The following is a 24,692-nucleotide window of genomic DNA, read 5'->3' as shown; positions in this document are numbered from 1 at the left end:
ATAGATAAATTGTAACTGTTGTAAGAAAATAGCTTCACGTTATAGTATGGTAATAAAAAATGTAGTACATAGAAAGGGTAAGACATATGAGAATATTATTTGTTGGGGATGTAGTAGGATCTCCTGGTAGAGACATGATTCAACAGTACGTACCGGCTTTAAAGAAAAAATATACACCTACAGTAACAATTATTAATGGAGAAAATGCTGCGGGTGGACGTGGAATTACGGAAAAAATATATCGAAACTTTTTAGAGTGCGGGGCACAAGCGGTTACGCTTGGAAACCATGCTTGGGATAACCGTGAAGTATTTGAGTTTATTGATGATGCAAAATATCTTGCAAGACCAGCTAACTTCCCAGAAGGGACGCCGGGAAAAGGGCTTATCTTTGTAAATTGTAATGGAACAGAAGTTGCAGTTATTAACTTACAAGGACGTACTTTCCTTCCTCCAATCGATTGTCCATTCCGTAAAGTGGATGAGTTGATCAGCATTGCAAAAAAACGTACAAACATTATCTTTGTTGATTTTCATGCTGAAACAACAAGTGAGAAGCAGGCGTTAGGTTGGTACGTAGACGGTCGTGCTACAGCGGTAGTAGGTACACATACACACGTTCCTACAGCTGATAATCGTATTTTACCAAGCGGAACAGCTTATATTACAGATGTTGGTATGACAGGCCCATATGATGGGATTTTAGGTATGGATCGCGAAGCGGTATTGAAGAAGTTTTTAACGAACTTACCAGTACGTTTTGAAGTGACGAATGGTAGAACGCAATTAAGTGCAGTGTTAATTGATGTGGATCCTAATACAGGGAAAGCGAAGAAAATTGAGCGTATTTTAATTAATGATGACCAGCCGTTTTTTGATTGATTTTTAACGAAAAGTTAGAGAATTTTTTATATTTTAATTTTTTAGAAAAATTACAGAGATTTAGCAGGAATACGTGTCATTCCTCGTGAATATAAGTTAAAGTGAAATAATTGCTATTACTTTTTATAGAAACGAGGAGGAAACGCGGAATGGAAATATTAAAAGTTAAAGCAACGTCGGTCCCTAATTCTGTAGCTGGTGCACTTGCAGGTGTTATTCGCGAACGCGGAACAGCAGAAATTCAAGCTATTGGTGCAGGTGCATTGAACCAAGCGGTAAAGGCAGTAGCAATTGCAAGAGGATTTGTAGCGCCTAGCGGTTTGGACTTGATTTGTATCCCAGCGTTTACAGATATTATGATTGATGGTGAAGAGCGTACAGCAATAAAATTAATTGTAGAACCTCGTTAAGTTGAAACAACCTGTTTGCATGTATGCAAACAGGTTGTTTTTGTAATGGAGGAATGAAAATGAAAATTTTTGATGCGCATTGCGATGTACTCTTTCAGTTATGGAGTGCAAAGGGGAAAAAAGACTTTCAAAACGATTCACAATTACATATTACATTTGAACAATTAAAGAAAAGAAAAGGAAGTATACAATGCTTTGCTATATATGTACCAGAAACAGTAGCGTATGAAAATCGTTTTGAAGTTGCGCTGCAAATGATAGATATTTTTCATAATGAAATTTTATCGCTACCAGGAATGAAGTTTATTCAGACAAAAAACGATATTAACATGCTAAAACAGGACGAGATTGGAGCATTATTAACATTAGAAGGATGCGAAGCAATTGGAAAAGAAGCGATGAAATTACGTTTGTTTTATCGCTTAGGTGTACGTTCCTTTGGATTGACATGGAACTATGCCAATCTGTTAGCGGATGGAGCGCTAGAGGCACGTGGGGCAGGTTTAACTACATTTGGTAGACAGGTTGTACAAGAACTTAATACGTTACATTTATGGACGGATGTGTCTCACTTAAATGAAAGAAGCTTTTGGGATGTTATAGAAATTGCTGAAAACCCAATTGCATCTCACTCAAACTGTTATCAACTTTGTGGGCATCCACGCAATTTAACAGATGAACAAATAAGAGCTCTGATAAAGAAAAATAGCATTATTGGTATTACTTTCGTACCACAGTTTTTAACGAATGAAAGACAAGCGAATATAGCAGATATATTAAGGCATGTGGAATATATTTGTTCATTAGGTGGAGAAAAAAATATAGGGTTTGGTTCTGATTTTGATGGGATTTTAGAAACTGTTGTAGGTGTAGAAGCATATAGGGATTATGAAAATATAATTAACCAACTTTGTAAAAAGTATAGTGAATCAATGGTAGAGCATTTTTTGTATAAAAATTTTATTGACTGTATTACTTTCTGATTATTAATTTCTAAAAAATCAGAAAAAATAAATTTTACTCGCGGTAATTTATTGATTTTTTTAAGACCTAATACTAGAATGGTGAACGAAATAGCATTATACTAAAGATTAAGGGAAATCAGAAGAGGCATAATTTGCGTCCATTGTAGTTTATTTGCATAAAAAATGCTAAACTAATACTGTAAAAAAATACACTACAATGAATGCAGCCAAAAGGGGTGTAGGAGATGATTAGTCAACTTTCATGGAAAGTTGGAGGCCAACAAGGTGAAGGAATTGAAAGTACAGGGGAAATCTTCTGTATTGCATTAAACCGATTAGGATATTACCTATACGGTTACCGCCACTTCTCATCACGTATTAAAGGCGGCCATACAAATAATAAAATTCGTGTAAGTACAACAGAAGTACGCGCGATCTCAGATGATTTAGATATTTTAATTGCTTTTGATCAAGAAACAATTGATTTTAACTTCCACGAACTACGTCCGGGCGGAATTGTAGTTGCGGATGCGAAATTTAATCCAACAATACCTGATAATACAGATGTAAATCTATATGTGATACCGTTTACAGATATTGCTTCAGAGTTAGGCACATCATTAATGAAAAATATGGTTGCTGTTGGGGCATCTAGTTCGGTATTAGGGTTAGACGAAACGGCTTATTTAGAGGTTGTTGAAGAAATCTTTGGTCGTAAAGGGGAGCAAGTCGTTCAAAAGAATATGGAAGCAATTAAACGCGGCTCTCAATATATGAAAGAATTGCTTGGTGAGAAAGTAAATATGATGCAGCTTGAAAAAGCTGATGGTAAGAAACGCATGTTTATGATTGGAAACGACGCAATCGCATTTGGTGCGGTAGCTGGTGGTGCTCGCTTTATGTCCGCATACCCAATCACACCTGCATCTGAAATTATGGAATATTTAATTAAAAAGTTACCGAAAGTCGGCGGAACAGTAATCCAAACTGAGGATGAAATCGCAGCTTGTACAATGGCGATCGGTGCAAACTACGCTGGTGTTCGTACATTAACAGCATCTGCTGGTCCTGGTCTTTCATTAATGATGGAAGCAATTGGTTTAGCAGGTATTACTGAAACACCACTAGTTATCATTGATACACAACGTGGTGGTCCAAGTACGGGCTTACCAACAAAACAAGAGCAGTCTGACTTAATGGCTATGATTTACGGAACGCATGGTGAAATTCCAAAAATCGTAATGGCGCCAAGTACAGTTGAAGAAGCTTTCTATGATATTGTAGAAGCGTTTAACTTAGCAGAAGAATATCAAGTGCCTGTTATCTTCTTAACAGATCTACAGCTTTCTTTAGGGAAGCAAACAGTAGAACCACTTAAGTTAGATAAAGTTGAAATTCGTCGCGGTAAGCTTGATTTAGCAATAGAATTACCAGAACGTGAAAATAAAGCATACTTCAAGCGTTATGAAGTAACAGAAGATGGAGTTTCACCACGTGTTTTACCTGGTATGAAAAATGGTATTCACCATGTTACAGGTGTAGAACATGATGAAACGGGTAAACCATCTGAATCAGCGTTAAATCGTAAAGATCAAATGGACAAACGTTTCCGTAAAATGGCGAACTTGCAGTTTAATACCCCTATTTACAAAAATGCTAAGCATGATGACGCAGACGTATTGTTAGTTGGCTTTAACTCAACTCGTGGTGCGATCGAAGAGGCAATGCAGCGTTTGGAACAAGAAGGAATGAAAGTAAACCATGCCCATGTACGTTTAATTCATCCGTTCCCAACAGCTGAAATCGATCCACTTGTGAAAAAAGCGAAGCGTGTTGTAGTAGTAGAAAACAATGCAACTGGTCAGCTTGCTAACATTATGAAAATGAATCTTGGCAATGGTGAGAAAATTTCTAATCTTTTAAAATACGATGGAAATCCATTCTTGCCGAAAGAGATTTACAACGAATGTAAAAAAGGGGTTGTATTAAATGGCAACATTTAAGGACTTTCGTAACAGTGTAAAACCAAACTGGTGCCCAGGTTGCGGAGACTTCTCGGTGCAGGCTGCGATTCAGCGTGCGGCAGCTAACGTTGGTTTAAATCCAGATGAGCTAGCTGTTATTTCTGGTATCGGCTGTTCAGGTCGTATTTCAGGGTATATTAATTCATATGGTTTGCATAGTATTCACGGACGTGCTCTTCCGATTGCACAAGGTGTGAAAATGGCAAATCGTGATTTAACAGTTATTGCATCCGGTGGTGACGGTGATGGTTTTGCGATTGGTATGGGACATACGATCCATTCTATTCGTCGTAACATTGATATTACGTACATCGTAATGGATAACCAAATTTACGGATTAACCAAAGGTCAAACTTCACCACGTAGTGAAGCTGGATTTAAAACGAAAAGTACACCACAAGGTTCAATTGAACCATCACTAAATGTTATGGAAATGGCTTTAACAGCTGGTGCGACATTTGTGGCGCAAAGCTTTTCAAGTGATTTAAAAGAATTGACGCAAATTATTGAAGCTGGTATTAACCATAAAGGCTTTTCATTAATTAATGTATTTAGTCCATGTGTTACTTACAATAAAGTAAATACTTATGATTGGTTTAAAGAGAATTTAACGAAACTAAGTACAGTAGAAGGATATGATCCATCTAACCGCATGATGGCTATGCAAACATTAATGGAAAAGAACGGGTTAGTAACAGGTTTAATTTATCAAAATACAAAGCAGCCTTCTTACCAAGAGCTTGTAAAAGACTATAGTGAAAAGCCTTTAGTGCAAGCTGATTTAAATATGGATCAGAAAATGTTTGATGAGCTTGTTGCTGAATTTATGTAATGATCGGAGAGAAGGTTGCCACTTGGCAACCTTCTTTTTGAGTGAATAAAAATAATTAATAGATTTGTTTACTTAGAAAATTCAGAATGATAAAATAATATATAAATCGTTGTATAAAAATAGCATGTTCATTAACTGTGAAATGTAATATAGGATAAGGCTTCTTCTTCGTTAAAGTTGGCTAAAGGCTCTATACTATGATAATGTGTATAGGGATAAAGCAATATGCTTTTCAATAGGACAAGATGAAATAATAAAAGGGAATGTCTATTTGTGTGGGGAAGACTTCATTCTTACGGATGATTAGATCGATTACTCAAGTTTCAAAGGGCAAGTTATCTCTCAAGCTATCTAACATCATTGAGATGGGTCTAAGCGCATTAAAATGGACTACAGAGTGTGTATAGTTAAGGGTGAAAGGAGATTACCGATGAACGAGCAACAACGATTAGCAAGTCGACAAGCAAATTCCTCTACGAAAAAAGAAGAGAAAGATTATAGTAAATACTTTGAAAGTGTATACCAACCACCTTCCTTGAAATTGGCGAAAAAGCGTGGGAAAGAAGAAGTTAAAATTGAACGAGATTTTGGCTTATCTGAAGAGTTCCGCAATTTTGGCGCAGGAAGAAAGTTTTACATTCGTACATACGGCTGTCAAATGAATGAACATGATACAGAAGTAATGGCTGGGATTTTTACAACACTTGGATATGAGCCAACTTTTTCAACTGAAGAGGCAGATGTGATTTTATTAAATACTTGTGCAATTCGTGAAAATGCTGAAAATAAAGTGTTCGGTGAACTTGGTCATTTAAAATCATTAAAGCGAAGAAATCCGGATCTTTTAATTGGTGTATGTGGTTGTATGTCTCAAGAAGAATCTGTTGTAAATAAAATTATGCAAAAAAATCAGCATGTAGATATGGTGTTTGGTACACATAATATTCATAGATTACCGTATATCTTAAAGGACGCAATGTTCTCAAAAGAGACGGTAGTTGAAGTTTGGTCAAAAGAAGGGGATGTAATTGAAAACCTTCCGAAAGTACGTCGTGGTGATATTAAAGCTTGGGTAAATATTATGTATGGCTGTGATAAGTTCTGTACATATTGTATTGTACCGTATACACGCGGAAAAGAGCGCAGCAGACGTCCAGAAGATATTATTAAAGAAATTCGCCATTTAGCTGCGAACGGTTATAAAGAAATTACGTTACTTGGACAAAACGTAAACGCATACGGTAAAGACTTTGAAGATATACAATATGGTCTTGGCGATTTAATGGATGAACTTCGTAAAATCGATATCGCACGTATTCGTTTTACAACAAGCCATCCACGTGATTTTGATGATCATTTAATTGATGTTCTTGGAAAAGGTGGTAACCTAGTAGAACATATCCACTTACCAGTTCAATCTGGTAGTACAGATATGCTTAAAATTATGGCGCGTAAATATTCGCGAGAACACTATTTAGAGCTTGTACGAAAAATTAAAGAAACCATTCCGAATGCAGTACTAACGACTGATATTATCGTTGGTTTCCCAAATGAAACGGATGAGCAGTTTGAAGAGACGATGTCGTTATATCGTGAAGTAGGATTTGATACGGCATTTACATTTATTTATTCTCCGCGTGAAGGTACACCAGCTGCAAAAATGCAGGATAATGTGCCGATGGAAGTGAAGAAAGAGCGATTACAACGCTTAAATACACTAGTGAATGAATATGCAGTTAATAAGAATAAGCGCTATATAGGACAAATTGTAGAAGTATTAGTTGATGGAGAAAGTAAGAATAACCCTGAAGTACTTGCAGGATACACACGTACGAATAAACTTGTCAACTTTGTTGCTTCAAAATCTTTAATTGGTCAGCTTGTGAAAGTAAAAGTAACGGAAGCAAAAACTTGGTCTCTTAACGGGGAATTGGTTAAGGAACCGATTGAGGTGAAATAATAGATGAAAGTATATACGAAAGATGAAATTGTTGAGCAAGCGAAAGAATTAGCAAAAATGATCTCTGAAACAGAAGAAGTCGATTTTTTTAAGCGAGCAGAAGCACAAATTCATAAAAATGAAAATGTAAAGCGAGCAATTGATGAAATAAAAGCTTTGCAAAAACAAGCAGTAAACTTGCAACATTATGGGAAATGGGAAGCTTTGAAAAAAGTAGAAGCTGAAATTGATGCGCTTCAAGATAAGTTGGATAATATCCCAGTTGTACAGGAGTTTAAATCTTCACAAACATATGTAAATGACTTACTACAGTTAGTTGCTAGTACCATTTCTAACAATGTAACAGATGAAATATTAGTTTCAACTGGTGGCGATGTATTGAAGGGTGAAACTGGTGCAGCGGTAGAAAGTAAAAAAGGAAATTGTGGTTGTTAAAGAGATGTCTTATTGACATCTCTTTTTTTTAGTGAGTTATATTGTAAATTCTTCTCAAAAAAAAGAATGACACATTCCGCTATTGTCACGCATATGATTAAGTGAATAGTGATTGAGGAGGGTTACGAATGTCCGAATTTAGAGAGATTATTACAAAAGCAGTGGTTGGAAAAGGACGTAAGTATACAAAGTCAACGCATACATGTGAATCGAATAATGAGCCAACAAGTATTTTAGGGTGCTGGGTAATTAACCATTCGTACGAAGCGAGAAAGAATGGGAAACATGTGGAAATTGAAGGTTTCTATGATGTAAACACTTGGTATTCATTTGATGGAAACACAAAGACTGAAGTTGTAACAGAACGTGTTAACTACAATGATGAAGTAAGCATTGGTTATCGTGACAAAAACTTTTCTGGTGACGATTTAGAAATTATCGCTCGTGTAATTCAGCCGCCAAATTGTTTAGAAGCTCTTGTATCGCCAAATGGTAATAAAATTGTTGTGACGGTAGAACGTGAATTTGTAACAGAAGTAGTTGGGGAAACGAAAATTTGTGTAAGTGTAAATCCTGAAGGTTGCGTAGAATCAGACGAGGATTTCCAAGTCGATGATGATGAGTTTGAAGAATTAGATCCGAACTTTATCGTTGACGCAGAAGAAGAGTAAGAGAAAGCTAGGGAGAAGTTCTTCCTAGCTTTTTACAGTACATAAGTGGTGCTGAATGACCATGATTCCTTATGAAATGTGCTATAATGAGGAAAGACTCCTGGAATAGGAGATATGGGTGTCCGTGAAGTGTGACATATATGAATATAGATTATTATGTAAGAATTATGGAGGAAAGACATGACGCAATATACGCCTATGATACAGCAATACTTAAAGGTTAAGGCAGACTATCAAGATGCCTTTTTATTTTTCCGATTAGGTGATTTTTATGAAATGTTCTTTGAGGATGCGGTTAAAGCAGCTCATGAACTTGAAATTACATTAACGAGCCGAGATGGTGGTAGTAGTGATCGTATACCGATGTGCGGTGTACCGCATCATGCAGCTAAAAATTATATTGAACAACTTGTTGAAAAAGGATATAAAGTAGCTGTTTGTGAGCAAGTGGAAGACCCAAAAACAGCTAAAGGTGTAGTGCGCCGTGAAGTAGTACAACTAATTACGCCAGGAACGATGATGGAAGGGCGTACAATAGACGAGAAAGAGAATAACTTCTTAGCAGCATTAACACATTTCGAAGATGGATCTTATGCGCTAGCTTGCAATGACTTAACGACTGGACAAAATACAGTGACGTTGTTAACAGGTTCAGTAGAAGATATTTTATTAGAAGTGTATGCAACTGGTTCAAAAGAAATTGTTGTAGATTCTACATTTTCAAAAGATGAATTAAATAAATTAACTGAAACATTAAAAATGACGATTTCGTATGAAGATGCAACAACTATTCCAGAAGGATTAGAACATCTTGTGAAAAATGTTTCCCAAGCAAAATTAATTAAAGCAATTGGACGCTTATTTAACTATGTGATAAGAACACAAAAACGTTCGTTAGATCACTTGCAATCAGTAGAAATTTATTACACGAATCAATTTATGAAAATTGATGTGCATTCAAAACGCAATTTAGAGTTAACAGAGACTCTTCGCACGAAGGAAAAGACAGGCTCATTATTATGGCTATTAGACAAAACAAAAACGGCTATGGGTGGGCGTATGTTAAAACAGTGGATGGAACGTCCACTTATCCAGAAAGAAAAAGTTGAAGAGCGTTTAGAAATGGTTGAAACGTTTGTAAATGATTACTTTTTACGTGAAGATTTAAAAGAAAAGTTAAAAGAAGTATATGATTTAGAGCGTTTAGCAGGGAAAGTTGCATTTGGTAATGTAAATGCACGGGACTTATTACAGTTAAGACGTTCTTTACTGCAAGTACCAGCTATTTTAGAAGCGATTAGTCTTTTAGATAATGCTTATGCAGCAAGGTTAATTCAAGGTGCGGATCCATGTGAGAGCTTAACTGAATTACTAGGAAGAAGTATTCAAGAAAACCCACCGCTTTCTATTAAAGATGGAGATATTATTAAAGATGGTTATAATGACAAGCTTGATCAATATCGTTACGTTAGTAAAAATGGAAAAACATGGATCGCTGAGCTTGAAAAACGAGAGCGTGATATTACAGGGATTAAATCATTGAAAATTGGGTACAACCGTATTTTTGGCTACTACATTGAAGTGACGAAGGCGAATCTTGCAGCACTTCCAGAAGGGCGCTATGAGCGTAAACAAACACTTGCAAATGCAGAACGTTTCATAACAGATGAACTAAAAGAAAAAGAAACATTAATCTTAGAAGCAGAAGAGAAAATTGTACAATTAGAATACGATTTATTTACAGCACTTCGCGAAGAAGTAAAAGTATTCATACCGAAATTGCAACACTTAGCGAAAGTAATTAGTGAACTAGACGTACTGCAAAGCTTTGCGACAGTTAGTGAAGAAGAGCAGTTTGTAAAACCTGTTTTAACAACTAAGCGCGAAATCTTTATTAAAGATGGTCGTCATCCTGTCGTTGAAAAAGTATTGAACGGGAAATTGTATGTACCGAATGATTGTATTATGCCGGAGAAGATGGATGTCTTTTTAATTACAGGACCGAACATGTCTGGTAAAAGTACGTATATGAGACAATTAGCACTTGTTACTGTTATGTCACAAATTGGTTGCTTCGTACCAGCGACAGAAGCAGTATTACCTGTCTTCGATCAAATCTTTACGAGAATTGGTGCAGCGGATGATTTAATCTCAGGTCAAAGTACATTTATGGTTGAAATGTTAGAAGCGAAAAATGCAATTGCAAATGCATCAGAAAGAAGTTTAATTTTATTCGATGAAATTGGACGCGGTACATCTACGTATGATGGTATGGCACTTGCACAAGCAATCATTGAACATATTCATGACCAAATTGGTGCGAAAACATTATTCTCTACACATTATCATGAATTAACAGTGTTAGAAGAAAATTTAGACCAACTAAAGAATGTACATGTTTCAGCAATTGAAGAGAATGGAAAAGTAGTTTTCCTTCATAAAATTCAAGATGGAGCGGCTGATAAAAGTTACGGAATTCACGTTGCTCAACTTGCTGAGCTTCCAGATAGCTTAATCGCTCGCGCGAAAGAAGTGTTAGCACAACTAGAAGGACAGGAAGAAATTATTATTCCGAAACGAGTAGAAGTGAAAGTACAAGAAGTTGCTACAGAACCAGTTGTTGTAAAAGAAGAACCGGCAAAAATACAAGAAGAGACAGACGAAGAATCACAACTATCTTTCTTTGGAGGAGAACAGTCTTCGAAAAAACAAGACAAGCCTGTGCTCGATCAAAAAGAAACGGCAGTACTTGCACAAATTAAAAAGATTGATTTACTCGATATGACGCCTTTAGAAGCGATGAACGAACTGTATCGTTTACAGAAAAAGTTAAAGAAAGGATGAGTAAGTAGATGGGGAAAATTCGCAAACTCGATGATCAACTCTCTAATTTAATTGCGGCAGGGGAAGTAGTAGAGCGCCCTGCCTCAGTTGTAAAAGAACTCGTGGAAAATTCCATCGATGCGAATAGTACATCTATTGAAATCCACTTAGAAGAAGCTGGGTTATCGAAAATTCGCATCATTGATAATGGAGATGGCATTGCAGAAGAAGATTGTATCGTTGCATTTGAACGCCACGCAACGAGCAAAATTAAAGATGAAAATGATCTATTTCGTATAAGAACGCTCGGTTTCCGCGGAGAGGCCCTGCCGAGTATTGCTTCTGTAAGTGAATTAGAATTAATCACAAGCACAGGTGATGCGCCTGGTACACACCTTATTATTAAAGGTGGAGACATTATAAGACAAGAGAAAACGGCGAGCCGAAAAGGAACAGATATTACAGTACAAAACTTATTCTTTAATACACCAGCGCGCCTTAAATATATGAAAACTATTCATACAGAGCTTGGGAACATTACAGATATCGTGTATCGTATTGCAATGTCTCATCCAGAAGTATCGTTAAAACTGTTTCATAATGAAAAGAAATTGCTTCATACATCAGGAAACGGTGATGTAAGACAAGTACTTGCATCGATTTACAGCATTCAAGTTGCGAAGAAGCTGATTCCGATTGAAGCTGAGTCTCTAGACTTTACCATTAAAGGTTATGTAACATTGCCAGAAGTAACGAGAGCGTCTCGTAACTATATGTCAACGATTGTAAATGGCCGTTACGTTCGAAATTTCGTATTAATGAAAGCAATTCAGCAAGGATATCATACGTTACTGCCAATCGGACGATACCCAATCGGCTTCTTATCAATTGAAATGGATCCAATGCTTGTTGATGTCAACGTACATCCAGCAAAATTAGAAGTTCGCTTTAGTAAAGAACAAGAATTGCTAAAACTTATCGAAGAAACATTGCAAGATGCATTCAAAAAAATACAGCTCATTCCAGATGCAGGAGTAACAACAAAGAAAAAAGAAAAAGACGAAAGTGTGCAAGGGCAGTTCCAGTTTGAGCATACAAAACCGAAAGAACCACAGGTGCCCAACATCGTTTTACCGACTGGAATGGATGAGAAACAAGAAGAAACAACGACTGTAAAACAGCCAGCGCAACTTTGGCAACCGCCGAAGCAAGAATGGCAGCCACCACAGTCGCTCGTAAGAGAAGAACAAAGTTGGCAGCCATCTACTAAACCGATAATCGAAGAACCGATTCGAGAAGAAAAATCATGGAACAGTAATGAAGAGGACTTTGAGTTAGAGGAATTGGAAGAAGAAGTTGGGGGAATAAAAGAGATTGAAATGAACGGGAATGACTTACCACCGCTTTATCCAATTGGACAAATGCACGGAACATATATTTTTGCTCAAAATGATAAAGGGTTATACATGATCGACCAGCACGCAGCGCAGGAGCGCATCAATTATGAATATTTCCGTGATAAAGTGGGACGAGTTACGCAAGAAGTGCAAGAGTTACTTGTACCGTACCGTATTGATTTATCTCTTACCGAATTTTTACGTGTCGAAGAGCAGTTAGAAGAATTAAAAAAAGTTGGACTATTTTTAGAGCAGTTTGGCCATCAATCCTTTATCGTCCGTTCGCACCCAACGTGGTTCCCGAAAGGACAAGAAACAGAAATCATCGATGAAATGATGGAGCAAGTTGTCAAACTAAAAAAAGTAGATATTAAAAAACTACGAGAAGAAGCAGCCATCATGATGAGCTGTAAAGCTTCCATAAAAGCAAATCAATATTTAACGAACGATCAAATATTTGCTTTACTTGAAGAACTTCGTACGACGACAAACCCGTATACATGTCCGCATGGAAGACCGATTCTGGTGCATCATTCTACTTATGAATTGGAGAAGATGTTTAAGAGGGTTATGTAGGGGAAGTTGTTTTCTTCTAAAATGTTTTGGAGTTAATAAAGATAAAGTTAGATTGCAAAGGGAGCAACAGTAATTAGTTGCTCTCCTTTTTTTATGTAGATTTGTTATTGTTCAATGAGTGTGAATCAGTTTAGTTTTGAAATAAGAATTGGAAAGAGTATTTAAGAGGTTATAAAGGTATTTTGTTTTTTAGTATGTATTCATTTTTGAAGGAATTAATTTCTTGGCTATGGTTACTTTATCCTGTTATCAAATCCTACTAAGAATGAAAAAAGCGTGGTATATCAGCAATTTTAAAAAGGAGAGTTTTCCAGTAAACTCTCCTTTTTAAAGGGTGTGTGAGCTGCAAAATCAAGATTTAGACACTACTTAAAACGTAACTGTGCATGGTCACAATGATGCTCTATAGAATTATTTATTTTTGTTATTATTAATTTTTTCAGTATATAGAACTTTTTCTTTGTAATGTTTTGTTATTGGGAAATTATGTGTACCTGTGCCGTTTTTGTATTGTTTATAAACTGGGTTTTTTATGGGGATTGTTGTAGTTTCGGTAAATTCATATGGGTAATTTATTTTAGATTTATCTTCAAACATGAGAATGCCTCCTTTTTAGGATTTCCTAAGTTCTTTACTATAATATGATATGCATATATATTTTTTTGGACTAGTTATTTATAAATATTAATGGAATTTAATTACATAACTATTGTTGTTTTTTTAAGTTATCGTGATATATCTGAAATTCTGAAGGAAGGTAGCATCTCGGTTCAGCCAACAACCATTATGCGATGGGTTCATGGAGGGGAAAAACTTATCTATCAAATTTGGAAGAAGAAAAACAAAAGAGCAGAACTATATTGGGAAATGGGTGAAACCTATATAAAAGTCAAAGGGAAATGGTGCTATTTATATTGAGCAATTGATAAAAAGGGGATAGACGCTGGATATTTAACTTCGTAGGAAATGGGAGTTCTGGTTATCCAGAACTCCCATTTCCTACGAAGTATTTATCGGTGACCAATCCCAATATATTGTAAACCGTGTTTTACTATTTCATTTTGTTTAATACAATTGCGGCCATCAACGATTTTGCATCCGCGCATTAATCTTTTTACTTGTTGCCAATCAAGTGTTTTAAATTCGTCCCATTCTGTGGCAATAATTATACAATCCGAATTTGTAATAGAAGGTTCCAATTCAGTATGTTGTGTAACTTGTTTTTTCATATGAGAAGGGAGAAGGGCTATTGGGTCATAGGCGTGAATTTCGTAACCGAGCGGAATTAATTTTTCAATAAGTGTTACAGAGAGAGAGTAGCGTGTATCATCTGTATTTGGTTTAAAGGAAATCCCTAAAATTGTTAATCTGTTTGAAGAAGGATTTTTTAAATTGTTTTTGATTTTTTCAATATAGAGATCTACTTGTGTCGAATTGATAGATTGTACAGCTTGTAAAATAGGGACTGGTACTTGTTTACTATTTGCTGTGTAAATTAATGAATTCAAATCTTTTGGAAAACAGGATCCTCCATAACCAAGTCCTGCTTGAAGAAAATGGGGATTGATTCGAAAGTCATACCCAACTCCTTTTGCTACTTCAGTAATATTAATGTGATAAGCGTCACAAATTCTAGCAATTTCATTTATAAAAGATATTTTCGTAGCCAAAAACGCATTAGATGCATATTTAATCATTTCCGCCTCATTTAAACTTGTAGGAAAGAACGGTGCTTGAATACCTTTATATAGTGCTTGCATAATTTCTAGTGACTTTGTGTCATCTTTTTGTATGCCCACAACTGTTCTATCTGGAAAGAGCATGTCATGAACAGCAGAGCCTTCACGAAGAAACTCTGGATTAGAAACGATATTAAAAAGTGAGGATTCTACACCTTTTTTTATAAGCATTTCCCGCATGAGTTGATTGGTACCTGGTGGAACCGTACTTTTCGTGATAATGGTTTTATATGATTTTATAGTTTGAGCTAACATATCGATAACAGAGTAAATATATGTTAAATCTGTTTTTCCATTAGACATGGAAGGAGTTCCTACAGCAATAAGAATAACTGGTGTTTGTTGAATAACTTGATCAACATCACTACGGAATTGTAACCGTTTTTGATGTTTGTGCATAAGTTCTGTTAAACCTGGTTCATAGATAGGATACTCTCCTTTTTGGAGAGCGTTAATTTTATTTTGATCTTTATCAACACAGATAACATGATGTCCTAAATCGGCTAATACTACTGCTGATGTTAGTCCAACATAGCCAGAGCCTATAATACATATATCCATAAAATGATCACCCTTCTGAAATTAGTGCTAGTTTTTAGTTTAATATTGGTGGATAAGTTCAATTGGTGACATATGAAAAGATCTACTCATACCAGAAATGAGAAGAGATGATTAGGTAAAAGCTTTTTGATTTAGCGAATATTTGATAGTTTGTACGTAGTCCTAGCAATACTCCTGTGTAATCTTCTGGATACATATCTCCACTATATTGTTCACAGGAAAAGATAGGTGGAATAGTCCAATCGCCTATATTAATCACATCAAATCCTCTCACAACAGAATACGGAATATTCTCTGTTTCATCACATTTTCCTACAGAAGAGGTTATACAAAATCGCCCTTTACAACGATAAGATTTTTTTCGAACTTGATGACAACCTTCACATCCAAACAATTTAAATTCATCTTTAAGGTATCCAAATCGTATGAATTTTAAAATTCATTCCAAAGAGATTTACTGAATTTTTATACCATATTTGATTATAAATTGTTCCTAATGATTATGTCTATTAAAGAAAATACGTTTCAGTATATTTGGTTCCATAACTAAAAATTATCATAACCTGAACGGTTATGGTAGTTCCAGATTTTGTACGATGTCCCATGCATAGCAGGGGTTTTTAAGTCAAAATCCAAACAAAAAACCTATATTTTCGTGGTTTAATAAAAAGGATCAGATGCCTTTTTATTAAGTTTTATTAAATTGGTCGAAATTACCATGTGTGAATGTGACAACTTATGTAATGTTTATGTTGACATATATGGTAAGCGCTTTTATAATCAATTTGACAATAATGAAAATCACTATCATTTAGGGGTAGTAGGGGGAAACAATTCATGACATTCAAGTTAAAAGTATTATCTGCAGCTGCGGTAACATCTCTTCTTTTTACAGGTTGTGCAAAAGAGGAAACAAAAGCATCGGAAGCACAAGATAAAAAGACAGAACAGACTGTGAAAAAAGAAGAAACAAAACAACAAGAAGCTGACTTTGTACAAGCTTACAAAGATGGGATAGCTGAACTTGAAAAAGCGAAAGATGGCAAAGAGGTTGACTTCGATAAAGTAACAAAGCTATATAAAGAAAAATTACAATCACTTGTTCAAAAGCGTGACGGTGAATTCAGTGAACAAATCGACCAAACAATTACAGCTGCATTAGAAGCAGGAAAAAAGAAAGAAATGGAACCAATGGTTGTAAAGCAACTATTTGATAAATTAATGCAAAAAGAATTCTTCCAATCAATGCGTCATGATTTCAAAGAAGTAGATGAAAAATGGGGCAAAAAAGATGATGTGAAGAAAGAAATGGAAGAAGCGCTTGCTTTTTATAAAGGTGTAGAGGGTACAGTTGGAAAGCGTGATACAGCATATGGGACGCAAATGGCTTCTCAAATTAAAGGCGGCTTTGATGAAATGCAAGCAGCCATTGATAAAGACGACAAACTTGCATTTGCACTTGGTAAGCAAGTTGTAGATAAAACGATAATGAAAACATTCTACCTAGCGACAGGTGGAGTTCCACATGGCTATGCTACAAAAATGGTAGAAGCAGCAAAAACTGATGAGAAGACAGCGAAAATTGAGCAAGCAGAAGGATGGGCATTTTATCAAGCAATCTATCCGTATATAAAAAAAGCAGCTCCTGAAGATGCGGACTTTATCTTAAAGCAGTTTGATTTAAAAACTGATATAAAAACAGTTGATGCAAAAGCAGTAAATCAAGCGTTTGTACGTGGATTCTCAAAAGTTGCATTAGGTGAGTATAAAGAAAGTCAAGAGAACTTTGGAAAAGATAAAGGCCCTATTACAGCATTAGAAGGTGCGTTGTTCATTAATATCATTGAAAGTGATTTAAAAGCAGTACTTGGCGAACAGCAAACAGTAGAGTTAACAAAAACAGCACAGTCTTATTTAGAAGCAGTAAAAGCGAAGAAGAAAGAAGATGCTGATAAATTGTTACCACAACTTGAGACAGCATTAAACAAAGCAATCGAAACAGCGAAATAATAAGTTACTTGGTTTGCAATATGAGCTGAGGGGCTAAGCGAGGCTGTTGACATACATGTTGTTTGAAGAAACCTTGTCTTGATGAGGTTTCTTCTTTTACATAGTGTAATAAAAGGTGGTGAAATGAATGAAAGTATTAATTACTGGGGGATCAGGTTTTATCGGAAGTCATCTTGCTTTGAAATTGTTAGCACAAGGAAAGCAAGTTGTACTACTGGATAATTTCCACTCCTATTATGCGAAATCAAGAAAACAGTTTCAGCTTGAACAAGTTCAGCGATATGGAAACGTTCCATTTTATGAGTGCGATATTTTGCACAAAGAAGATGTGAAAGCTGTTATGCAGCAAGAGAAGGTTGATGCAGTTATTCATTTAGCTGGATTTCCAGGTGTGAGACCGTCACTTGAAATGCCAGGTGCTTATATTGATATTAATATAAAAGGGACAAGTAACGTATTAACATGTGCAGGAGAAGAAAATGTAAAGAAAGTCATTGTGGCATCCTCTTCTTCTGTGTATGGTGAGCAAACAGGAATGCCTTTGAAGGAAGAAATGGCAAATGGCCGTGTCTTATCTCCTTATGCAGCATCGAAATACGGGGCAGAGTCACTTTGCCATGCTTATCAATATATGTATGGATTTCAAATGAATATTTTACGATTTTTTACTGTATATGGTCCGTGGGGGCGCCCTGATATGGCGATAGCGAGCTTTATTCGAAAATTATTACGTGGTGAAGAAATTGTTGTATATGGAAAGGGAACAGGAAGAGATTACACATACATTGATGATATTACAGAAGGGATTGCTCTTGCGTTAGAGTCGAATAGAAGCGATGTCTACAATCTAGGTTCGAATGCACCAATTTTAATGACTGAATTGCTTGCACAGTTAGAGAAGCACTTCCCGCTTATGCGCGTAAATAGAGAGGCGCATCGTCAAGGAGATGTAACATCGACGTGGGCTGATATTTCGAAGGCAAAAAATCAGCTGGGATATGAACCTCGTGTATCATTTGCAGAAGGGTTGGAGCAGACTATTGCTTGGGCGAAAGAATATCCGGATACTGTTTAATCTTTGTAGTATTTTCTTGTTATGTGTTTTTTTTGTTATATCGTGGCAGTCATTTGAAATGTCTTCTTTGTGGGGAAAACTATATGAATTATGGAAACATCCTTATACCTTAATGTTTCTTATTGTGATGTATGGCGTTGCATTTTTCTTTCGTGCATACGCTTGGAAATTGTATCTTCATCATCATATTACAATGAAAGAGGCTTTATATGGATTGTTTTATAGCTTGTTTATTAATCATGTTTCTCCATTGAAAGTAGGGGATGCTGTTCGCATTGCGATCATTACAAAAGAAAAGAAAGTGACGTTAGGAGAAGCGACACAATCAGTTGTTATTCTTCGTATATTAGATTTACTTATTCTTGGTGTATTTGGAACAGTAGGGATGTTTATACTGTGGGGGAATGTTTTACTGAATGTTCCCGTTATCCTCGCTTGTATATGTATTGGAAGTGGGGCGTTGTTTCTGTTGTATAAAAAAGTACCGCAATTTGTAGAGGGACAATGGGAGCAATTAAAGGCCGTTTTGTTTACAATACAAGGCCTTATCATTATATTACTAATTGTAATGAGCTGGATTTGCGAGGCTTTTGTAATTTATGAGATTGCGAGTTCACTTACATTCATACAGGCGGTTTGGGTAAATAGTATGACCATAGCAGGACAAGTATTTCAATTAACACCAGGCGGTCTTGGGACATATGAAACGGTAATGACGTTTGCGCTAAGGGCGCTTGGAGTAGGGGAAGTGGCAGCATATGAATGGTCATTAATGAGTCACGGTTTTAAATTTATATTTTCTTACGGTGTGGGTGCAATCCTGCTCGTCTTATACCCAATGGAGTTGCGTTTACTAGTCAGTCAGAAGGGGGAAAACATCCGGTGGAAGAAGTAAAAAAAGCATCAAAGTTTGAAAAAGTTGCAGCCCGCTGCTGGAACTTACTGAATGAAGGAAAACCGTTTACGCCTATTTTTGTATTCGGTACATTTTTATTGTTTTCTATCTCGCAGTTTGGACAAAATGGTTTTATTTCAGCATTTTTTAGTAGTTTTGTCCTCATTGTACCTTTACTTGTTTTATATTATTTGTTTGATTTTCCATTGTTTTTAAGAAATTATTTATGGTTTCCGTTTATTGCATATTTAATTGTATTTAAGATGGTCCATTTGCCATTATTCTTTTTTGCATTAGGATTATATTTCTTCTTTACAATTTTATTTTGGGGAACTTTATATTATCATTTACGAATTGGTACATCATGGTTGAACTTCACACGATTTTGGAAGCTGGTTTTAAAAAATAGTGATTCTACAAGTGGGAATGCACAAGAACAGATGCCAAAGTTCTTACTATTACTTTCGCTTTGGTATTACTATTACGATTTCTTTCAAGAAGGCGGTACATTTAACGGTGTAGATTGGAAAGTGCTGTGTATATTTTATGGTGCTCTTCTTATATATACGCTTATTTTACACCGTAATTTATTTGATTGGCAGCCAAAGGCAATTTCTAGCTATACAGAAAACATGCCTGAAAATCAAGAGGCGTTAAATGAAAAAGTAGTTGTGATTGTGATAGATGGTATGCGAAAAGATCGTTTTGAAGCAGCGCATACACCGTATTTAGATTCTCTTCGTAAAAAAGGGACAGAGTTTTTAAATATGGAAACGGTATATCCAGCTCGAACGGTCGTATGTTTTTCATCTATGTTTACAGGAACATATTCGTTTGAACATGGGATTAAATCCAATATGGTTTGGAAGCATGGTGTGAATGTAGAAAGTATTTTTGATTCTCTTCGAAAAGTAGATAAAACAGGGAAAATGCTAGCTGTTGCGCATTTAGTTGATGCTTTTGGTGATGATGTGGAAACATTTACGGCTGTTATGAAAAACGATGTTGTCGACTCGAAAATTATGGAGAAAGCAAGAAAGATTATGGATGAACAAGATCCAGATCTATTTATCGTCCAGCTTATTTCTACAGATCAAACAGGTCATAGCCGCGGCGTATTATATGATGAATATTTACAAAAAATTCATGAAGCAGACCAGCATGTGAAGCAGTTTATTGAGCATTTAGAGAAAACAGGAAAAGCAGAAAATACGACATTTATCATTTGTGCAGATCATGGACAAGCGGATGGAATAGGTGGTCACGGTCATTTAGACGAGGGTGAACGGTTTGTACCATTCTTTATGTACGGTCCTCATATTGCCCAAGGTATAAAAGTAGAAGAGAAAAAGAGTCTTGTTTCTATGGCACCTACAATTGCTTACTTATTAGGAGCGCCGTATCCATCTCATAGCCGTGGTCCTGTATTAGTAGAAGCGTTAAAGGAGCAGGAAAAGGAATGAAAGTAATTGTTTTTATACCGGCCTTAAATGAAGAGGATTCTATTGCACAAGTCATTCAAAAGGTGCCGCGTCATTTTCATCCAAATGTAACGGTAGAAGTACTTGTCATCGATGATGGATCAACTGATAGAACAGTAGCTGTTGCAAAAGAAGCAGGTGCTGATCATATTTCGTCATTGGCAAAAAACAGAGGGCTTGGTGCAGCAGTTCGAGCAGGTTTGCAGGAGAGCTATCGTCTTGGGGCTGATATTAGTGTAATGATTGATGCTGATGATGAGTATCCAGCTGATGAAATTCCGAATGTACTCGAACCTATTTTTACTGGAGAAGCAGATTATACGATGGGTTCTCGTTTTCGTGGAACCATTCAAGGAATGAGATTGCATCGACGTCTTGGAAATTATTGTTTTACGACGCTGCAATGTTTGTTATTGCGAAAGTGGATTCGCGATGGGCAATCAGGTATGCGTGCTTTTTCTAGACAAGCGATGGAGCATGCGGAAATTATTCATGATTATAACTATGCCCAAGTTATTACTTTGAATTTAGTACGAAAAGGCTTTCGAGTACAAGAAGTACCGATTACGTATAAAGTAAGAGAAACAGGCGATTCTTTCATATCTTTTCGTAAGTATATGACGCGTGTGCTTCCGGCAATTTGGAAAGAAATGAAGCGTCCAGTAGAGAAAGTTACGATTGACTATGCTGCCCATGTATTAACAGAAGATAAGAGGTGCTCGTAGCGAGCGGTTCTTATCTTGACAATAATAATCATTAACCTCGGGAGGAACGTTCATGAAAAGAATCATTACATCATTATTTGTTGGTATTTTCTTAATATTCTCTGTGCAAACAAGTGCATTTGCTTATTCGTATGGAAATCCGAACGAAGAAAAAGTAGCTGAAGCATATAAACAGATGGTTACCAAGTTAGATGAAAATCCGGCAAACTTTAAAGAAGCTAAAAAAGCATATGAAAATGTACAAGAAGAAATTGATCAGCATATGGGAAAAGAACCCTCTAAAGCAATGATGAAGGACTTTGATAAACAAAATAAAGAAGATATTATTGCTGATATGCAAAAAATTCTTGCGCTCAATATTAACCGTCGTTTAACAAATGTTGATGAAAAATTTAAAGACTATGATACAAGCAAACGTCTATTAGCTAAAGCATTTGCTACATATGAAGCGTTATCTCCTGTTATTGGTGAGCGTAATAAAGAGCTGGATACAAAGCTAAAGGAGGAATTTAATAAAGCTTTAGAATCATTAGGAAACCCAGGGTTATTTGGAGTAGGTCAAAAAGAAGCAAATCAAGATGCTTTCAAGAAAAGTAAAGATGCTATTTTAACAGGTTTACAAAAAGAATTTAAAATTAAAGATTTTAAAGTAGGGCACTTTAGTGCGAATAGTCAAGAAGATAAAGCAGCTTCTGAAAAAACAGAGTGGACAGATTTAAGCAGCTTGAAAAACTGGGCGCCGATTGTAGTTATCGTACTTATACTTGTTGGGGTCATTGTATATGCTGTAAGAAAACGCAAGTAAGGGTGAGGGGGAAGAGCAATGCAACTTCAGGCATTTCTTATTACATTTCGTGAAGTATTAGAAGCGTTGCTTATCGTTGGGATTATTACAACGTACTTAAAGCGCACAGATAGTAAGCAGTATGTGAAATATGTTTGGCTAGGAGCAGGGCTTGCGGTTGTAGCAAGTTATATTGTTGCCCTAGTCTTTCAAGTTGTATTTACTGGTTTTGCTGCTATGGGTAGCGAAATGTATTTAAAAATATCCATTATTTTCGTTTCAGCCATTTTACTTACACAAATGGTATTTTGGATGGCAGAACATAGTAAGAATATGACAGCCAATATGGAAAATAAAATGAATCAGTATATTACGGCTGGAAATATAATTGGAATGGTCGTGCATTCTTTTCTTGTTGTACTTCGAGAAGGTGTAGAAACAGTGTTTTTCTTTGCAGCGATTACAGGAGGGAACATCGGAGAAGCGATGAAAGGCTGGGGAGCTATTTCAGGCCTGCTTGTTGCAGCGGTTGTTAGCTTCTTATTCTTTAAAGGAACGATGCGTATTTCACTCAAAGTATTCTTTAAAGTAACAGGTGCATTTATTGTCTTAATTGCAGCTGGTCTTCTTGTACAAGGTATTTCCATGCTGCAAGATTTAAAAATACTCGGTAGTGTTATGCCGCACGTATATGATATTACATGGTTACTGCCAGAGCATCCAATTGATTATGCTCATTATCTTCGTGATCACGGGACTGCACCACTTCTTTCTGGTGATATCGGTATTTTCTTAAAAGCATTTTTAGGGTATTCCTCGATGCCATCTCTTGAAGAAGTACTTGTGTATATCGGATATTTTGTTGTATTGTACATGTTAATCATCTTTAAAAAACCTGTTAAAAAAAAGCAAACAATAATTGAAGAAAATAAGTCAGTAAGTTAAAGTACAAGGTGTTTTCCTTGTACTTTTTTTGCAGAAAGGAAATGAGATGAAACAAGTATTACGTATATGGGCAGTTATCCTGGTTGTTAGTGTGATTTGTATTCGTTTTTTTTACGCGAGTCCGTTTGCGGCAACGTGGGACGAAGTTGATTTTACACTTGCATTAAAGCAATATGACATATTAGCGATGCAGCCCCATTTCCCTGGATATCCTTTTTTTATTTTAGGGGGAATGATAACGCATATTTTTATAGAAAACCCTGTACAATCGTTAGGGATTTTTAATGCCATCATGGCACTCGGCGCAGCTTTTCCGATGTATTGGATTGCACGCCATTATGTAAGTAAAACGAGTGCTCTTATTGTTGTAGCTGTCTTACAAACGAGCGGGTATTTCTCTATTTTAGTAACGCAGCCCATGTCAGAGGGCGCAGCGTTAGCAATCGTATGGTGGTATATATGGAGTATAGAACGTGCCTTTCGTACAAAGCGTTTTCAAACTCAATTTTGGCCAATTCTCTTCTTTGCGCTATTAATGGGTATACGGTTATCATATGCACCGTTTGGAATTGTACTTATATTGTTATTATGGCAACAATGGCATGAAGAAAAATGGCGGTTTATAATCTTATTTTGTACAGCTGTCCTTTCGCAACTAGTTTGGGTCAGTGCTCTTATTTGGAACATTGGTGGAATCACGGGGTTGTGGGAGATTGCTTTCGGATTTGTAGAAGGACATTTTACCGAATGGGGTGGAGCAGTTACAGATACGAGTGAACCACTTATTTCACGCCTCTATCGTTTACTTTCTGAAAACATCATCTTTGCAGGAATAGGTATCCACTCTTATTATTTGGTAGGTTTCTTTTTGTTCTTTTTGTTTCTGTTTGTTTTACAATGGAAAAACATACGTTGCTATCCAAAGGTTTTGATTGCTCTTGGAGTTTTCTATTTTCTTTGGAATTTATTTGGACAAAATATTGATAAACCTCGTCACTCTTATCCGATTGTAGCGATGTTACTTTGTGTACTTGCTATTTCATGGTTAAAAATACATCGTGGTATTATATTGCTTTTGTTTGCAACCAGTCAACTTATGATGAGTATACCGCTCATGAAAGAACAACAAGTGGAGGTACCGGCAACATATCAACTCGCGTCATATTTGGAGGGGAAACAAGAGCCGTTTATTGTATACACTTGGGAAGAGACGAGGGTTATGGAATATTTACAAGTGCCGTATGAACATAAACGGTTTTACACATATTCATATTTTTTACAAGATAAAAAATATCATAAAAATGATAATATATATGTTACGAATCATCTCATTGAAGGGTTTCAAAAACAAGGGATTAATATAGAAGGACAAGTTGAAAAGGAAGCCGTCTTTTATTCAAATCCATTATTTGATCCTGTTTATCATAAAATAGTTTTATACAAATGGAAAAAGGATTCTGTTGTAAAGTTTATTCAAGAATAGAGTAATCCAGCTAAAAGTTC

Annotated in this window: 21 protein-coding genes and 1 pseudogene; 19 read left to right on the top strand and 3 right to left on the bottom strand. The window is 36.1% G+C overall.

Annotation, left to right across the window (positions count from 1 at the left end):
* Positions 1–86 precede the first annotated feature (86 nt).
* From JTF23_RS04725 to mutL, 10 genes are all read left to right on the top strand, one after another.
* Positions 87–881, top strand: coding sequence for a TIGR00282 family metallophosphoesterase (locus JTF23_RS04725; protein WP_002014601.1), 795 nt, complete (start codon positions 87–89; stop codon positions 879–881).
* Positions 882–1,030: 149 nt separating this feature from the next.
* A complete protein-coding gene (gene spoVS, locus JTF23_RS04720) occupies positions 1,031–1,291 on the top strand; it encodes a stage V sporulation protein SpoVS (RefSeq protein WP_000404341.1) in 261 nt (86 codons plus the stop codon).
* A gap of 59 nt (positions 1,292–1,350) precedes the next feature.
* Positions 1,351–2,274 (top strand): dipeptidase, encoded by a 924-nt coding sequence (locus JTF23_RS04715; RefSeq protein ID WP_002160763.1) that lies wholly within the window; start codon positions 1,351–1,353, stop codon positions 2,272–2,274.
* A 227-nt stretch (positions 2,275–2,501) separates the two neighbouring features.
* Positions 2,502–4,259 (top strand): 2-oxoacid:acceptor oxidoreductase subunit alpha, encoded by a 1,758-nt coding sequence (locus JTF23_RS04710; protein ID WP_204208229.1) that lies wholly within the window; start codon positions 2,502–2,504, stop codon positions 4,257–4,259.
* Positions 4,246–5,112 carry a 2-oxoacid:ferredoxin oxidoreductase subunit beta gene (locus tag JTF23_RS04705; protein WP_002088040.1) on the top strand — a complete coding sequence of 289 codons (867 nt, stop codon included), beginning with the start codon at positions 4,246–4,248 and terminating at the stop codon, positions 5,110–5,112. Before JTF23_RS04710 ends, JTF23_RS04705 begins: the two co-directional genes overlap by 14 nt.
* A gap of 430 nt (positions 5,113–5,542) precedes the next feature.
* Positions 5,543–7,072 carry a tRNA (N6-isopentenyl adenosine(37)-C2)-methylthiotransferase MiaB gene (miaB, locus tag JTF23_RS04700; protein ID WP_204208228.1) on the top strand — a complete coding sequence of 510 codons (1,530 nt, stop codon included), beginning with the start codon at positions 5,543–5,545 and terminating at the stop codon, positions 7,070–7,072.
* Between the two features lie 3 nt (positions 7,073–7,075).
* Positions 7,076–7,507, top strand: a complete 432-nt coding sequence (locus tag JTF23_RS04695) for a YlbF/YmcA family competence regulator (RefSeq protein ID WP_002033698.1) — start codon at positions 7,076–7,078, stop codon at positions 7,505–7,507.
* A gap of 128 nt (positions 7,508–7,635) precedes the next feature.
* On the top strand, positions 7,636–8,178 hold the full coding sequence (cotE, locus tag JTF23_RS04690) for an outer spore coat protein CotE (RefSeq protein WP_002014610.1): 543 nt from the start codon (positions 7,636–7,638) through the stop codon (positions 8,176–8,178).
* Between the two features lie 180 nt (positions 8,179–8,358).
* Complete coding sequence (gene mutS, locus JTF23_RS04685) at positions 8,359–11,022, top strand: DNA mismatch repair protein MutS (protein ID WP_204208227.1); 2,664 nt, start codon at positions 8,359–8,361, stop codon at positions 11,020–11,022.
* Between the two features lie 8 nt (positions 11,023–11,030).
* Entirely contained in the window at positions 11,031–12,974 is a 1,944-nt protein-coding gene (mutL, locus tag JTF23_RS04680; RefSeq protein ID WP_016105949.1) for a DNA mismatch repair endonuclease MutL, read from the top strand.
* A gap of 411 nt (positions 12,975–13,385) precedes the next feature.
* Here mutL and JTF23_RS04675 read toward each other — a convergent pair whose 3' ends face one another.
* Complete coding sequence (locus tag JTF23_RS04675) at positions 13,386–13,571, bottom strand: hypothetical protein (protein WP_002111324.1); 186 nt, start codon at positions 13,569–13,571, stop codon at positions 13,386–13,388.
* A gap of 90 nt (positions 13,572–13,661) precedes the next feature.
* Between JTF23_RS04675 and JTF23_RS27710 the strand changes: the two are divergent.
* Positions 13,662–13,889: pseudogene (locus tag JTF23_RS27710) on the top strand (hypothetical protein); the annotation flags it as partial.
* A 95-nt stretch (positions 13,890–13,984) separates the two neighbouring features.
* On the opposite strand, the gene JTF23_RS04670 reads toward JTF23_RS27710, so the two are convergent.
* Both JTF23_RS04670 and JTF23_RS04665 read right to left on the bottom strand, forming a co-directional pair.
* Positions 13,985–15,274, bottom strand: a complete 1,290-nt coding sequence (locus JTF23_RS04670) for a UDP-glucose dehydrogenase family protein (protein WP_204208226.1) — start codon at positions 15,272–15,274, stop codon at positions 13,985–13,987.
* A gap of 82 nt (positions 15,275–15,356) precedes the next feature.
* Positions 15,357–15,668 (bottom strand): hypothetical protein, encoded by a 312-nt coding sequence (locus tag JTF23_RS04665; protein WP_033731180.1) that lies wholly within the window; start codon positions 15,666–15,668, stop codon positions 15,357–15,359.
* Positions 15,669–16,111: 443 nt separating this feature from the next.
* On the opposite strand from JTF23_RS04665, the gene JTF23_RS04660 reads away from it, so the two are divergent.
* From JTF23_RS04660 to JTF23_RS04625, 8 genes are all read left to right on the top strand, one after another.
* Positions 16,112–17,284: a hypothetical protein gene (locus JTF23_RS04660; RefSeq protein WP_204208225.1), complete on the top strand. Its 1,173-nt coding sequence runs from the start codon at positions 16,112–16,114 to the stop codon at positions 17,282–17,284.
* A gap of 127 nt (positions 17,285–17,411) precedes the next feature.
* Positions 17,412–18,359, top strand: a complete 948-nt coding sequence (locus tag JTF23_RS04655; RefSeq protein ID WP_204208224.1) for an SDR family NAD(P)-dependent oxidoreductase — start codon at positions 17,412–17,414, stop codon at positions 18,357–18,359.
* A complete protein-coding gene (locus tag JTF23_RS04650) occupies positions 18,325–19,254 on the top strand; it encodes a lysylphosphatidylglycerol synthase transmembrane domain-containing protein (RefSeq protein ID WP_204208223.1) in 930 nt (309 codons plus the stop codon). Before JTF23_RS04655 ends, JTF23_RS04650 begins: the two co-directional genes overlap by 35 nt.
* The gene (locus JTF23_RS04645) at positions 19,242–20,717 is read left to right on the top strand and encodes an alkaline phosphatase family protein (RefSeq protein ID WP_204208222.1); all 1,476 of its coding nucleotides are present in this window, start codon (positions 19,242–19,244) and stop codon (positions 20,715–20,717) included. The genes JTF23_RS04650 and JTF23_RS04645 overlap by 13 nt, the downstream gene beginning before the upstream one ends.
* Positions 20,714–21,460, top strand: coding sequence for a glycosyltransferase family 2 protein (locus JTF23_RS04640; RefSeq protein WP_204208221.1), 747 nt, complete (start codon positions 20,714–20,716; stop codon positions 21,458–21,460). The genes JTF23_RS04645 and JTF23_RS04640 overlap by 4 nt, the downstream gene beginning before the upstream one ends.
* A 52-nt stretch (positions 21,461–21,512) precedes the next feature.
* Entirely contained in the window at positions 21,513–22,265 is a 753-nt protein-coding gene (locus JTF23_RS04635; RefSeq protein ID WP_204208220.1) for a hypothetical protein, read from the top strand.
* 18 nt (positions 22,266–22,283) lie between these two features.
* Positions 22,284–23,189, top strand: coding sequence for an FTR1 family iron permease (locus JTF23_RS04630; RefSeq protein WP_204208219.1), 906 nt, complete (start codon positions 22,284–22,286; stop codon positions 23,187–23,189).
* Positions 23,190–23,235: 46 nt separating this feature from the next.
* Positions 23,236–24,672: a hypothetical protein gene (locus JTF23_RS04625; protein WP_204208218.1), complete on the top strand. Its 1,437-nt coding sequence runs from the start codon at positions 23,236–23,238 to the stop codon at positions 24,670–24,672.
* Positions 24,673–24,692: the final 20 nt, after the last annotated feature.

The sequence above is a fragment of the Bacillus sp. RIT 809 genome, assembly GCF_016892495.1.
In the GTDB taxonomy this organism is placed as follows: domain Bacteria; phylum Bacillota; class Bacilli; order Bacillales; family Bacillaceae_G; genus Bacillus_A; species Bacillus_A cereus_U.
The sequence above is the reverse complement of the archived record's forward strand: the minus strand, read 5'-3'. Positions and strand labels throughout refer to the sequence as shown.

Coding starts and splice junctions, on each gene's coding strand:
- JTF23_RS04715 (WP_002160763.1), top strand. CDS start 1,351: ATGAAAATTTTTGATGCGCATTGCGATGTACTCTTTCAGTTATGGAGT.
- JTF23_RS04710 (WP_204208229.1), top strand. CDS start 2,502: ATGATTAGTCAACTTTCATGGAAAGTTGGAGGCCAACAAGGTGAAGGA.
- JTF23_RS04675 (WP_002111324.1), bottom strand. CDS start 13,571: ATGTTTGAAGATAAATCTAAAATAAATTACCCATATGAATTTACCGAA.
- JTF23_RS04655 (WP_204208224.1), top strand. CDS start 17,412: ATGAAAGTATTAATTACTGGGGGATCAGGTTTTATCGGAAGTCATCTT.
- mutL (WP_016105949.1), top strand. CDS start 11,031: ATGGGGAAAATTCGCAAACTCGATGATCAACTCTCTAATTTAATTGCG.
- miaB (WP_204208228.1), top strand. CDS start 5,543: ATGAACGAGCAACAACGATTAGCAAGTCGACAAGCAAATTCCTCTACG.
- JTF23_RS04670 (WP_204208226.1), bottom strand. CDS start 15,274: ATGGATATATGTATTATAGGCTCTGGCTATGTTGGACTAACATCAGCA.
- JTF23_RS04725 (WP_002014601.1), top strand. CDS start 87: ATGAGAATATTATTTGTTGGGGATGTAGTAGGATCTCCTGGTAGAGAC.
- JTF23_RS04695 (WP_002033698.1), top strand. CDS start 7,076: ATGAAAGTATATACGAAAGATGAAATTGTTGAGCAAGCGAAAGAATTA.
- JTF23_RS04625 (WP_204208218.1), top strand. CDS start 23,236: ATGAAACAAGTATTACGTATATGGGCAGTTATCCTGGTTGTTAGTGTG.
- mutS (WP_204208227.1), top strand. CDS start 8,359: ATGACGCAATATACGCCTATGATACAGCAATACTTAAAGGTTAAGGCA.
- cotE (WP_002014610.1), top strand. CDS start 7,636: ATGTCCGAATTTAGAGAGATTATTACAAAAGCAGTGGTTGGAAAAGGA.
- spoVS (WP_000404341.1), top strand. CDS start 1,031: ATGGAAATATTAAAAGTTAAAGCAACGTCGGTCCCTAATTCTGTAGCT.
- JTF23_RS04640 (WP_204208221.1), top strand. CDS start 20,714: ATGAAAGTAATTGTTTTTATACCGGCCTTAAATGAAGAGGATTCTATT.
- JTF23_RS04660 (WP_204208225.1), top strand. CDS start 16,112: ATGACATTCAAGTTAAAAGTATTATCTGCAGCTGCGGTAACATCTCTT.
- JTF23_RS04635 (WP_204208220.1), top strand. CDS start 21,513: ATGAAAAGAATCATTACATCATTATTTGTTGGTATTTTCTTAATATTC.
- JTF23_RS04630 (WP_204208219.1), top strand. CDS start 22,284: ATGCAACTTCAGGCATTTCTTATTACATTTCGTGAAGTATTAGAAGCG.
- JTF23_RS04705 (WP_002088040.1), top strand. CDS start 4,246: ATGGCAACATTTAAGGACTTTCGTAACAGTGTAAAACCAAACTGGTGC.